Raw genomic sequence first — 12,318 nt, 5'->3', positions numbered from 1 at the left:
GCAGGCCTCGGTCAGCGTACGCGCCGGCATCTGCGCTAAAATGGGCGATTCCGCCGCTCATTCTCACAGCAGGCCTCGTGAAAAATCTCCTCCGCGCCCTGATCAGCCAAGGCATCGAAGCCTTGCGCGCCAATGGCACCCTGCCCGCCGACTCCCTGCCGCCGGACTTCGTGGTCGAGCGCCCGAAGACCCGCGACCACGGCGACTTCGCCACCAATGCCGCCATGCTGCTGGCCAAGGCCGCGCGCAGCAACCCGCGCGCACTGGCCCAGGCGCTGGTTGAAGCGCTGCCGCGCAGCGAGGACGTCAGCAAGGTCGAGATCGCCGGCCCTGGCTTCATCAACTTCCACTTGGCCCCGGCCGCGTACCAGCGCGAAGCCGCCTCGGTCATCAAGGAAGCCCACGACTACGGCCGCAACCTGTCCGGCAATGGCCGCACGGTGGGCGTGGAGTACGTGTCGGCCAACCCGACCGGTCCGCTGCATGTCGGCCATGGCCGCGCGGCGGCGATCGGCGACTGCGTGGCGCGCGTGCTCGATGCCAACGGCTGGAACGCCAAGCGCGAGTTCTACTACAACGATGCCGGCGTGCAGATCGAGAACCTGGCGCTGTCGGTGCAGGCGCGCATCAAGGGCATCGCCCCGGACCAGGACGGCTGGCCGGAAGGCGGCTACCGCGGTGAGTACATCGCCGACGTGGCCCGCGCCTACCTGGCCGGCGCCAGCGTCGACCTGGAAGGCACCATGGTGGTCGGCGCCAAGGATCCGGACGACATGACCGCGATCCGCCGCTTCGCCGTGGCCTACCTGCGCAACGAGCAGAACCTGGACCTGGCCGCGTTCGGCGTCGACTTCGACATCTACTTCCTGGAAAGCTCGCTGTATGCCGATGGCAAGGTGGCCGAAGCGGTCGCCAAGCTGCAGGCCTCGGGCCACACCTACGAGGAAGGCGGCGCACTGTGGCTGCGCAGCACCGACTTCGGTGACGACAAGGACCGCGTGATGCGCAAGTCCGACGGCACCTTCACCTACTTCGTGCCGGACGTGGCCTACCACCTGTCCAAGTGGCAGCGCGGCTACGAGCGCGCGATCACCGAGCTGGGCGCCGACCACCACGGTTCGCTGGCCCGCGTGCGCGCCGGCCTGCAGGCGATGGAAGTGGGCATCCCGCAGGGCTGGCCGGAATACGTGCTGCACCAGATGGTCACCGTCATGCGTGGCGGCGAGGAAGTGAAGCTGTCCAAGCGTGCCGGCAGCTACTTCACCCTGCGCGACCTGATCGAAGAAGCCGGCCGCGATGCCACCCGCTGGTTCCTGATCGCGCGCAAGCCCGATTCGCAGCTGACCTTCGACATCGACCTGGCCCGCCAGCAGAGCAACGACAACCCGGTGTTCTACGTGCAGTACGCGCACGCCCGCGTCTGCAGCCTGCTGCGCCAGGCGCAGGAGAAGGGCCTGGTGTACGACCAGGGCAACGGCCTGGGCAACCTCGGCCGCCTGGCCGACGACGCCTCGCTGCTGCTGATGAACGAAATCTCGCGGTACCCGGAAGTGGTCGAAGCGGCTGGCGTGGCGCTGGAACCGCACCTGGTGGCGCAGTACCTGCGTGAATTGGCGCACGCCTTCCACACGTGGTATCACGGGACGCCGGTGCTGGTGGACGACGCCACCGACCGCAATGCCAAGCTGACCCTGGCCTGCGCCGCGCGCCAGGTACTGGCCAATGGCCTCGACCTCCTGGGCGTCAGCGCCCCGGAAAAAATGTAAGTCTCAGGAGACGCAGTACACATGGCAGCACGACGCGGCAAAAGCCAGGCACGACGCAACAGCAGCAGCCAGGGCACCCCGGGATGGGTGTGGCTGGTCGCTGGTGTGGCCATTGCCGCAGTGGTGTTCCTGGCGGCGCCGAACCTGTTCAAGGGCGAAGGCGATGGCTTCCTGCGCGCCGGCCCGCAGCCGAACCCGAACGCGCAGCCGGCCCCGGTTGCCGATGCCGACAGCGATGTCGGCAGCCAGCCGACGGAAGCACCGGCCACGCCGAAGCCAGCTGAACCGGCCAAGCCGGCGGCCACCCAGTACGACTTCTACACCCTGCTGCCGGGCAAGGAAGTCGAGATGTCCGACGCCGAACTGGCCGCCAGCACGCGTGCCGAGGAACTGCGCCGGGCCAAGGCCGAGGCGCAGCGCGCGCAGGCGGCCCTGGAAGGCAAGCCGGTTCCGGCGGCTGCTGCTGCAGCACCGGCAGCGACCACCAGCGTGGCCAGCACCACCCCGGCCACCAGCACGGCACGCCCGCTGCCAGCACCGCTGAGCGAACGCCCGGCGGCAGCCACGCCGTCGGCTTCGACGGCGGCACCGGCGGCCACCAGCACGGCGGCGACCACGCCGGCCGCGCGTGCGGAGGCTGCGCAGGCGGCTGCCGCGGCACCGGCCGCAGCGCCCGACAACACCCGCTACATCCTGCAGGCCGGCGCCTTCGGTGCGTCCGGCGATGCCGAGGCGACCAAGGCCAAGCTGGCGATGATGGGCCTGGCCGCGCGGGTGGAATCGGCGCAGATCAACGGCAAGACCGTGTACCGCGTACGCATGGGGCCCTACGGCAGTGCCGGCGAATTGTCCGAAGCCAAGCAGAAGCTGGATGGCACCGGGCTGCAGGCGATGGCGATCAAGGCGCAGTAAGTTGTTGCGGATGTGAATGAAAAAAGCCGGGCATTGCCCGGCTTTTTTGTGCTTCGTAGAGTCGAGCTTGCTCGACTGCCATTCGCAAGCCAGTCGAGCAAGCTCGACTCTACAAAAGCGATGCGACCCCGGTCAGCCTTCGCGGGCGACCTGGAAACCGGCGAACGACTGGCTGACCGGCATCAATTCGAGGCGATTGATGTTCAGGTGCGGCGGCAGCGTGGCCACCCAGAAGATCTGCTCGGCGATGTCTTCGGCGGTCATCGGGTTGGCGCCGGTGTAGAGCTTGTCCGAGGCGGCCTGGTCGCCGTGGGTGCGGACCACGGTGAATTCGGTTTCGGCCATGCCCGGCTCGATCGTGGTCACGCGCACGCCGGTGCCGTGCAGGTCCGAGCGCAGGCCCAGCGAGAACTGGCTGACGAAGGCCTTGGTGCCGCCATAGGCGTTGCCGCCCGGGTACGGGTACACGCCGGCCACCGAGGAGATGTTGATGATCGCGCCCTTGCGCTCGACCAGCAGCGGCAGCAGGCGATGGGTCAGGGTCACCAGGGCGGTGATGTTGGTGTCGATCATGGTGGTCCAGTCCGACAGCTTGGCGCTCTGCGCCGGCGCGGTGCCCTGGGCCAGGCCGGCGTTGTTCACCAGCAGGTCGATGTCACCGAAGGCCGGCGGCAGCGCCAGCAGCGCGGCTTCCATCGCCACCGGGTCGCGCACGTCGAACACGGCGGCGTGCACCACGTCCTTGCCATAGCGGTCGACCAGCGGCTGCAGGCGTTCGCCACGACGGCCGGTGGCGATCACTTTCCACCCGGCCTGGGCGAAGCGATGGACGGCGGCGGCGCCGAAGCCGGAGGTGGCGCCGGTAATCAGGACGGTGCGGGTCATGCAGACAACTCCGTGGGGAACCAGACCCCCATTCTGGCACCGTCGGCCGGTGCCTGCGTTGCCCGATCAGGCCGCGATGGCCGGGCTGGGGGCCTTGCTGGGGTCAGAGCCCTTTGCCTGCGGCAAAGGGATCCGACCCCGGCGCGGGCCCCGGCAGGGTTCAGCGCAGGCGGAACACCCGTGCCTTGGGCAGGTCTTCGTCCACCTGCAGGAACCAGCGCCCGGCGATGCCCGGAATCACTTCGATCTGCGGCGCCTGCAGGGTCTTGCGCAGCTTCATCTGGCCCTTCATCACCTGCCACTGCTGGCCATTGTCGAGGGTGAAGACGGTGCCCGGCTCCCAGCCGGCGACATCGCCCACCACCCGAGCCGTGACCGGGCCTTCTTCCAGGCCCAGGTGCATGGCGGCCGGGGCCGGAACATTGGCGGGCACAGGTGCCGCCGGCTGGGCTGCCACGGCTGCCGGCGCCGGCGCCGCGCTTTCCGCCTCGCGCAGCACCCGGTTCAGTGCCTGCAGCTGTGCCGGGCTCAGCCCCACTTCGGCCAGCTGGGCCGCGTTGAGGCGCTGTTCGACCGGCACGAAGCGGTCCTGGGCGGTGGCGGCGAAGCTGCTGGCGACCAGCAGGGTGGACAGAAGGAACCGGCGCATCGGCGAAGTCTCAGCGGAAGTGCGCACACTTTGCTACGGCGGGATGACAGTCCGGTGACACGCGCTGGGCCGGTACAATGGGCCATGATCAACAACGATGTACTGCGCAGCGTGCGCTACGCGCTGGACCTGGGCGACCACCACGTGGTGACCCTGTGCCAGATGGCCGACCCCGCCTTCGTGGTCGATACCGGGCAGGTCAAGGCCTGGCTGCGGCGCGACGACGAGGCCGGCTTCGAAGCGATGAACGACGGCGCACTGGCGCACTTCCTGGATGGGCTGATCGTGCACCTGCGGGGTCGCGACGAAAGCCAGCCGCTGCGCGCGGTGGAAACCCGCATCGACAACAACCTGGTGCTGAAGAAGCTGCGCGTGGCCTTCCAGCTGCGCGACGTGGACCTGATGGAGATCTTCGCCAGCGTCGGCTTCAAGGTGTCCAAGTCCGAGCTCGGCGCGCTGTTCCGCCAGCCCGGCCACACCAATTACCGGCGCTGCCTGGACCAGATGCTGCGCAACTTCCTCAAGGGCCTGAGCCTGCGCGTGCGCGGCTGAGCACGGCCTCGACGAAGGCCCGCGCCGCCGGCGTGGGCAGGCGTTGCCAGGCCAGGTGCACGCGCCGGGTCGGGGTGGGCTGCAGCGGTATCCGCACCACCCCCTCGAAGCCCTGCGCGATCAGCACCGGCACGATGCCCACCGCCAGGCCATGGCGGACGAAGCGCTCGATCAGCTCCATCTGGTTGACCTCGAAACGCACCTGATGCGGCAGGCCCGCCGCGGCGAATGCATCGTCGGTCTGCCGGCGCGCGCCAGTGCCGCGCGCGAAATCCACCAGCGCCTCGTCCTGCAGCAGGGCCAGCGGCAACCGCGCCTGCCCGGCCAGCCGATGCGTCGGCGCCACCACCGCCACCAGATCCTCTTCCTGCAGCATCTGGTGGCAGACGCCATCCAGGCTGGCCGACGGTGCCAGCCCGACCAGGGCGACATCCAGTTCACGCGCCTGCACCTGCGCGATCAGGGTTTCACTCTTGTCCACGCGCAGCTGGAATTCCACCTGCGGGTAGGCCTGGCGGAAGGTGGCGAGGATGGCCACCACGTCGATGTCGGTGAGCGAGGAGATCTGTCCGATCGCCAGCGTGCCGCGCACCTCGCCGGTCACCGCCGCCACGTCGGCACGCAGGTGGCGCAGGCTGGCCAGTACCTGCCGTGCATGCACCAGCAGCGCCTCGCCGGCCGGCGTGATCCGCACCTGCCGCGGCAGGCGTTCGAACAGCGGCGTACCCAGTTCTGCTTCCAAGTGTGCGATCTGGTGGCTCAGCGCCGACTGCACCACATGGCAGCGTGCGGCGGCACGGGTGAAGTTGCCCTCTTCGGCCAGGGCCACGGCAAATTCGAGCTGCTTGAGGTTCATGCGGCCTGCCCTTGGCGTCCATCTGAATTTCAGATACCAAGGATGATGATGATTCATTTCCATCATCAATGCAGCAGGAGGACACTGTGCTCCCCACGTTCTGGAATGCCCCGTGAGCCCGTCCCTCCCTCCCCTGCACCGCTGGCAGGTGCTGCTGATGTCGGTTGCCACCGGCGTGGCGGTGGCCAGCAACTACTACGCGCAGCCGCTGCTACACACCATCGCCGATGCCTTCGGTGTGCCGTTCGGCCAGATCGGGATGGTGGTGACCGCTGCCCAGCTGAGCTACGCCGCCGGCCTGATCCTGCTGGTGCCGCTGGGTGACCTGTTCGAACGCCGCCGCCTGATCGTGGTGATGAGCCTGCTCTCGGCCAGCGGGCTGGTCATCAGCGCGTGTGCGCCCTCGCTGACCTGGCTGCTGGTGGGCACGGCCATCACCGGCCTGTTCTCGGTCGTGGCGCAGGTGCTGGTGCCATTCGCCGCAACCCTGGCCGCGCCGGAGCATCGCGGCCGCGTGGTCGGCACGCTGATGAGCGGGCTGCTGCTGGGCATCCTGCTGGCACGTACCGTGGCCGGCCTGCTGTCCAGCCTGGGCGACTGGCGCCTGGTCTATGCCATCGCCGCCGCCGTGCTGGTGCTGACCGCACTGGCCCTGCAGCGCGGGCTGCCGCGCTTCCACCACACCGCCGGCCTGGGCTATTTCGCCCTGCTTCGGTCGATCGGCACGCTGTTCGTGCAGGAGCCGGTGCTGCGCCAGCGCACCCTGCTGGGCGCGTGCAGCTTCGCCATGTTCGCCATCTTCTGGACCCCGCTGGCCTTCCTGCTGGCACAGCCGCCGTACGAGTACAGCGACGCCACCATCGGCCTGTTCGGCCTGGTTGGTGCCGCCGGCACCCTGGCGGCGGGGCTGGCCGGGCGCATGTCCGACCGTGGCCAGACCGGCCGCGCGACCGCCATCGCGCTGGTGATGCTGCTGCTGTCCTGGCTGCCGCTGGGCCTGTCGGCGCACTCGCTGCTGGCGCTGCTGGTGGGCGTGGTGGTGCTGGACCTGGCCGCACAGCTGCTGCACGTGAGCAACCAGAACCTGATCTATGCGCTGCAGCCGGCGGCACGCAACCGCCTCAACGCCGGCTACATGACCGGCTACTTCATCGGCGGCTCGCTGGGGTCGTTGCTGTCGGCGCAGGTCTACCAGCACTTCGGCTGGACCGGGGTGTGCGTGGCCGGCGCCGCGGTGGGCGTGTTGGCCCTGCTGCTGTGGCTGCCCGGCGCGTGGCGTGCGCGCCAGGCGGCCATCGCCCGCTAGAAGCTGCCCTGCAGGGCCAGCTCCCAGCGCCCGCCGGCATTGCCGGGGAATAACCGGCGTGCGGCATTGTCGGTGTCGTGCACGGTCGCACGCAGTTCCCACGCCGGTGCCAGGGTGGCGATGGCGCTGAGCTGGCCATGCAGGTAGTCCGGGCCCTGGGCGTCGGCCAGCCAGTAGTGGCCGACCGCCGCTTCCAGGCGGAAACGCTCGTTCAAGGGCAGGCGGCCGCCCAGCTGCGCGTAGGTGCCGCGATGGCCACCGGCCAGGGCATCGCTGGAATGGGCCAGCTGCAGCCACGCCCGCTGCTTCCAGCTGAGGGTGGCACCCAGTTCGGTCCAGTCCAGCGCGCGGCCGGTGCCCGGGTACAGGTAGCGGGTGACGTTGGCGTCCAGGCTCCAGTCCTGCGCCACGGCACCGGACCAGCCGGCCACCAGATCGAATTCACTGCGCGCACCGATGTCCGGGGTGAACGATACGTTCGACCCCCACACGCTGGCATACAGGCCCGATGGCAGCGCCAGCTTCGCCCCGGCCTGCACCGCCGGGTCGCCACCGGTCTGCGAGCTGCCGCGCCACACGTAATCGCTGGTCACCGCCATGTTGCCGCTGGCCTGCACCTGCGCCTGCGCGCTGCCGATGCCGAGCAGGCCGGCCACCAGTGCGGCCACGGCCGCGCTCATCCCCTTGCTGTCCACTGCGTGGTATTCCTCGTCGAAGGCGGTCGTGCCGCCGGGACGGCAGTGTCGGCGCCGGGACCGTAACGGATCGATGGCGCAGCGCCAGGGTTCGCGCAAATTCGACGTAAAGCGCACGGGCTCGACGAAAGCGAAGGGGCTCGACGGTTGCCGGGGTATCATGGCGCCCTGTTAAAAGGAGCCCTGCGTGGACGCCATCCTGACCCCGGTATCGATCGGCGAGCTGATCGACAAGATCACCATCCTCGAGATCAAGGCCGAGCGCATCGACGATGCCGCCAAGCTGGCCAACGTACGCACCGAACTGGACGGCCTGCTGCCGTTGCTGCAGCAGCAGCTGCAGGCGCAGCCGGCGCTTGGCGCGCTGCGCACCCAGCTCAAGGCCATCAACGAACGCATGTGGGACATCCAGGACCAGCTGCGCGACAAGGAAGCAGCCCAGGTCTTCGATGATGCGTTCATCCAGCTGGCGCGCGGCGTCTACGGCACCAATGGCGAGCGCATCGTGGTGAAGAACGAGATCAACCGCGTGGCCGGCTCGGCGCTGGTGGAAGAGAAGCAGTACCAGGGCGAGTAAACCCCTGCGTCACCCGCACTCAAGCAGATGGCGGATGCGGAACAGCTCGCCATCGCTGTGGATGCCCAGCTTCTGGTAGGCGGCTTTCTTCTGCGTGCTGATGGTGCTCGCCGAGCGCTGGAAGCGGCGCGCCACTTCACCGGTGCTGCAGCCCTGCAGCACCAGCCGCAGGACTTCGCGTTCACGCCGGCTGAGCGGCGTCAGCGCCAGCGCCGGGGTGCGCCGCGTGCGCGAACGGTTGAGCTGCGTGCGCAGTTCCGGCGGCACGAAGCGGCCACCGCGGGACACCGTATCCAGCGCGCGCAGCAGCATGTCCGGCGACGTCGCCTTGGACAGGAAGCCGCGCGCACCGGCCTGCATCGCTGTGGCTACCGTACTGGCATTGCAGTGGGCCGACAGCACCAGCACCGGCAGGCGCGGCCAGCGCTGCGTCAGTTCGCGCAGCAGGGCCAGGCCGTCGCCAAGATCACCCAGCGGCAACGCATCGATCACCAGCAGATCCACCGCGTGCGGGTCTTGCTGCAGCAGCACGAGCAGGGGCGCTTCGTCGGCGAAGCTGGCACAGACCTGCACGCCGCTGTGCTGGTTCAAGAGCACTTCCAGGCCCAACCGCAGGACCGGATGCGGATCCAGCAACGCCAGCCGGCGCGGCCGATCGGGAAGCAGGGGAGAAAGCGCAGGTGGCATCTCGACAAGCCCTGTTGGACAGGACTGTCATCCTGGGACTGCTCTGGCAGCAGCGGAATCCAATTTATTGCAATGCAGCAAACGACATCCTGCGCAGTCACCCTGCGTTCCGGTTTGTCAGAACGCAACAGGCCCGGCAATGCCGGGCCTGTCGATGCACATGCAGCGCGCGGACGCGCTGCGCTGTGGTTTACCAGCTGAAGCGCGGGCCGACGGTGTATTCCTTGTCGCCGTGGCGGTTCATCTTCAGCTCGCCGTTCAGGCCCCAGTTCTGGTTGAGCTTGACCTGGCCACCCAGGCGGCCGTACCACTGGCCGTCCAGATCCACGCCGTGCTTCTTCGAATAATCTTCGTAACCGACCAGGCCGTAGACTTCGGCGTGCGGACCGAAGGCGGTGCGGATACCGGCTTCAGCGCTGTAGCCGTTGAGATCCAGGCCGTGCTTCTGGTCGAACTTCTGGTAAGCGACGCGGGCAACGAAGTCGCTCGACGGTGCGATTTCGACGTTGTAGCCGGCACCGACCTTCCACTGGTCGACCTTGATGTTGGTGTGGTCGACTTCCTGGCGGCTGTACTCACCGAAGGCATGGAAGTTCGGCAGGAAGCCGTAGGAACCCTTGACGCCCCAACCGTCGGCCTTGACGCCATCAACGTCGGTCTTGGCGTAGTCGGCTTCAGCGTAGTTGTAGGACAGGTTCTCGGCGGCCGAGGCAGTGAACGGCAGGGCAGCGGCCAGCGCCAGGGCAATCAGCGAATTCTTCATGGGGGTACACCTTTACTTTCTTATGTTGTGCAGCAGCGCCAGGGCGCCATCGCATCGGGAATGTAAATTCTCCGTTATTCGCCACAACCTTCCCTGAAAACAGCGACCTTCGCATTGCTGAATTTTTTGGCTTGATTCAGGCACTTTCAGGCATACGCGCGCGGTGCGCGTGCCTATGGATACCGACACCATCTGCAACAGGAGGTTGCCTTGCACATCACCCGTACCCTGGCTTCGGGCATGCATGCCGCTGTGCTCGCATGCGCAGCATGCTTCCCGCCCGCATCGGCACAGTCGTTGGAGGCCGCTGACTATCAGCGCGCCGAACGCGTGCATGACAGCCATCTGCGCAAGGCACTGCGCAACGCCACGATCGTGCCGAACTGGCTGGCCGATGGCCGCCTCTGGTACGAACGCGAGGATGCACACGGCCGGCGTCAGGTGGTACTGGTCGACCCGGAACGGGGTACGCGGGACATCATGTTCGAACCGGCCACGCTGGATCGTGCACTGGAACCCCTGGGTACCAGCGGCCCGCAGCTGCGCGTGGTTGGCATACAGGCGGAGGCGGAAGGGCTGCGCCTGCAACTACGCAGCAACGATGCGGCCATCACCTGCCAGTGGCCACGGTGGCAGTGCGCGCGAATGGAAGAAGCAGGGGCACCGCCTGATGCCCTCCCCTCGCCGGCAGGCGATGCCTGGCTGCAGGTGCGCGACAACAACCTGTGGCTGCAGCGTCGTGGTTCGGCTGCACGCGCATTGACCCAGGGGGGAGTGGCCAGTCATGGCTACGGTGTGCTGCCCGATTTCAGCCTGCGTGGCATTCCACGCCGGCACGGTTCGCTTCCTGCGCGACCGTTCGCCACCAGCTGGTCAGCGGATGGGCGATACATCGCCGGTATCCGCTACGACGAACGCGCGCTGCTGGATTACCCGTATCTGGAAAGCACGCCGGTCGACAGCGCGCGGCCACGCGTGCACACAGTGAAGCTGGGCCTGCTGGCGGATGCGCAGCAGGTGCGCGACAGCCTGTACGTGGTCGATACCCACCGCGGGACGCAGCATGACATCGCGCTGCCCGACGGCTGGAATACTTTGGGCGAAGCCGGCGTGCTTGGCTGGGACGGCGACCGGCTGTATGCCGCGATCGTGCACGCCGGTGTGCCACGCAGGCTGCGGCTGGTGGAAATCAATGCCGCAACTGGCGCGCTGCGTACGGTGCTCGAGGAAGCCAGCGATACCCGCTTGCAGCTCAATGTGTACGCGTACAACCGGGCCGCCGTAGCAATCCTGCCCGGCCAGGACGCCGCGGTATGGTTCTCACAGCGCGATGGCCAGGGCCACCTGTACCGGGTACGGCTCTCCGATGGCAAAGTGATGCGCCAGCTGACGCGCGGCCCTTGGGTCGTGCGTGATCTGCTGGGCGTGGACACCCGCGGTGGATGGGCCTACTTCAGCGCGGGAGGCGTCGAATCCGGCGATCCCTACGTTCGTAGCCTCTACCGCGCATCACTGCGGGACGGTGTGATCCAGCCCGTGGCCGCCGATGGGATGGACCATCAAGCCGACGCCGGAACCGGCGCACTGTTTGGGGGGCGCCCTCCACAGGCACTGTCACCACGCGGCGACTATCTGGTCGATACCGTTTCCAGCCTTGGACAACCGCCACGCACGGTGCTGCGCGCCAGTGATGGCGGCCGCGAAGTGATGGTGCTGGAAGAAGCCGATACCCGGGCCGTCGTCGCAGCGGGCTGGCGCCCGCCCCGCCGCGAACGGCTGCTGGCCGCCGATGGCCGCACGCCGGTATTCGCCACGGTTTACCTGCCGCCTGGCTACCGCGATGACGGACGTTTCCCGGTGATCGATGCGATGTACGGCGGCTCCTTCATCAGCAATGCACCTGTGACCTACGCCGAGGCAGTATCGGCAGCGAATCCGGTCTCCCGCGCAAGCCTGGCCGAGCTCGGGTTTGTTGTAGTCAGCATCGATGCCCGCGGCACGGGAGGCCGTGACAAGGCCTTCCATGACAGCAGCTTCCTGAATGGCGCCGACGTGCAGCTGGACGACCACGTGGCCGCACTTCAGCAACTGGGCCAACGTTACCGGGGCATGGACTTGCAGCGGGTGGGCATCTACGGGCATTCATTCGGGGGTTACAGCGCGGCGCGCGCCCTGCTGCGCTACCCCGCGTTCTACAAGGTAGGCGTGGCTTCGGCAGGCAGCCACCGTTTCCAGGGCATGTATGGCGGCGCCATTCATGGCATGGACCGGTTGTTCGGTGGCGTGCTGCCGCCTGCCACCCTCGACGATGGGCTGCCGGCCCCCTTTGCCGGGCTCGACAATGCAGCGCTGGCCGGCAACCTGCGCGGCCACCTGCTGCTGGTGTATGGCGAGCTGGACGAGAACGCGCCACCCGCGCTGACCCTGCAGCTGGCAGCGGCATTGAACCAGGCCCAGCGGGACTACGACCTGCTGTACCTGGCGCGCCAGGACCACGAACTGTTCCGCAATGACGCCACGTACACGCACCGCATGTGGGACTACTTCGTGCGCCACCTGATGGGTCAGCAGCCGCCGGACACAATGCTGAGCCCACTGCCCGGTGGCCCACGCTGAACGGGTACGGTCCCGTTGTCGATTTCCCCCACGCCGGTTCGTCGGGTCATTGAA

At 67.9% G+C, this 12,318-nt stretch carries 12 protein-coding genes; 6 read left to right on the top strand and 6 right to left on the bottom strand.

The window, feature by feature from the left end:
• Positions 1–77 precede the first annotated feature (77 nt).
• The gene (gene argS, locus C1925_RS01975; RefSeq protein ID WP_079224978.1) at positions 78–1,766 is read left to right on the top strand and encodes an arginine--tRNA ligase; all 1,689 of its coding nucleotides are present in this window, start codon (positions 78–80) and stop codon (positions 1,764–1,766) included.
• Positions 1,767–1,787: 21 nt separating this feature from the next.
• Positions 1,788–2,678, top strand: coding sequence for an SPOR domain-containing protein (locus tag C1925_RS01970; RefSeq protein WP_108767470.1), 891 nt, complete (start codon positions 1,788–1,790; stop codon positions 2,676–2,678).
• A 132-nt stretch (positions 2,679–2,810) separates the two neighbouring features.
• Here the strand turns inward: C1925_RS01970 and C1925_RS01965 are convergent, their stop codons facing one another.
• Together C1925_RS01965 and C1925_RS01960 are read right to left on the bottom strand one after the other, a co-directional pair.
• Positions 2,811–3,563 (bottom strand): SDR family NAD(P)-dependent oxidoreductase, encoded by a 753-nt coding sequence (locus tag C1925_RS01965; protein WP_108767469.1) that lies wholly within the window; start codon positions 3,561–3,563, stop codon positions 2,811–2,813.
• Between the two features lie 160 nt (positions 3,564–3,723).
• Positions 3,724–4,212: a hypothetical protein gene (locus tag C1925_RS01960; RefSeq protein WP_108767468.1), complete on the bottom strand. Its 489-nt coding sequence runs from the start codon at positions 4,210–4,212 to the stop codon at positions 3,724–3,726.
• A gap of 84 nt (positions 4,213–4,296) precedes the next feature.
• On the opposite strand from C1925_RS01960, the gene C1925_RS01955 reads away from it, so the two are divergent.
• Complete coding sequence (locus C1925_RS01955; RefSeq protein ID WP_108767467.1) at positions 4,297–4,764, top strand: DUF1456 family protein; 468 nt, start codon at positions 4,297–4,299, stop codon at positions 4,762–4,764.
• Here C1925_RS01955 and C1925_RS01950 read toward each other — a convergent pair.
• The gene (locus tag C1925_RS01950; RefSeq protein WP_108767466.1) at positions 4,733–5,620 is read right to left on the bottom strand and encodes a LysR family transcriptional regulator; all 888 of its coding nucleotides are present in this window, start codon (positions 5,618–5,620) and stop codon (positions 4,733–4,735) included. The two genes, C1925_RS01955 and C1925_RS01950, sit on opposite strands and share 32 nt — an antisense overlap.
• A 112-nt stretch (positions 5,621–5,732) precedes the next feature.
• Here C1925_RS01950 and C1925_RS01945 point away from each other — a divergent pair, with 112 nt between their 5' ends.
• Positions 5,733–6,926 carry an MFS transporter gene (locus C1925_RS01945; protein ID WP_108767465.1) on the top strand — a complete coding sequence of 398 codons (1,194 nt, stop codon included), beginning with the start codon at positions 5,733–5,735 and terminating at the stop codon, positions 6,924–6,926.
• Here the strand turns inward: C1925_RS01945 and C1925_RS01940 are convergent.
• On the bottom strand, positions 6,923–7,621 hold the full coding sequence (locus C1925_RS01940; protein WP_108767464.1) for a TorF family putative porin: 699 nt from the start codon (positions 7,619–7,621) through the stop codon (positions 6,923–6,925). The genes C1925_RS01945 and C1925_RS01940 overlap by 4 nt on opposite strands.
• A gap of 187 nt (positions 7,622–7,808) precedes the next feature.
• Here C1925_RS01940 and C1925_RS01935 point away from each other — a divergent pair, with 187 nt between their 5' ends.
• Entirely contained in the window at positions 7,809–8,198 is a 390-nt protein-coding gene (locus C1925_RS01935; RefSeq protein WP_079224964.1) for a DUF6165 family protein, read from the top strand.
• A 9-nt stretch (positions 8,199–8,207) separates the two neighbouring features.
• Here C1925_RS01935 and C1925_RS01930 read toward each other — a convergent pair whose 3' ends face one another.
• Both C1925_RS01930 and C1925_RS01925 read right to left on the bottom strand, forming a co-directional pair.
• Positions 8,208–8,885, bottom strand: a complete 678-nt coding sequence (locus C1925_RS01930) for a response regulator transcription factor (protein WP_108767463.1) — start codon at positions 8,883–8,885, stop codon at positions 8,208–8,210.
• Positions 8,886–9,075: 190 nt separating this feature from the next.
• A complete protein-coding gene (locus C1925_RS01925) occupies positions 9,076–9,648 on the bottom strand; it encodes an Ax21 family protein (RefSeq protein ID WP_108767462.1) in 573 nt (190 codons plus the stop codon).
• A 240-nt stretch (positions 9,649–9,888) separates the two neighbouring features.
• On the opposite strand from C1925_RS01925, the gene C1925_RS01920 reads away from it, so the two are divergent.
• A complete protein-coding gene (locus C1925_RS01920; protein WP_108770585.1) occupies positions 9,889–12,264 on the top strand; it encodes a prolyl oligopeptidase family serine peptidase in 2,376 nt (791 codons plus the stop codon).
• Positions 12,265–12,318 lie beyond the last annotated feature (54 nt).

Source organism: Stenotrophomonas sp. SAU14A_NAIMI4_5 (genome assembly GCF_003086795.1).
GTDB lineage: Bacteria > Pseudomonadota > Gammaproteobacteria > Xanthomonadales > Xanthomonadaceae > Stenotrophomonas.
This window is presented reverse-complemented; position numbering and strand designations above follow the sequence as displayed.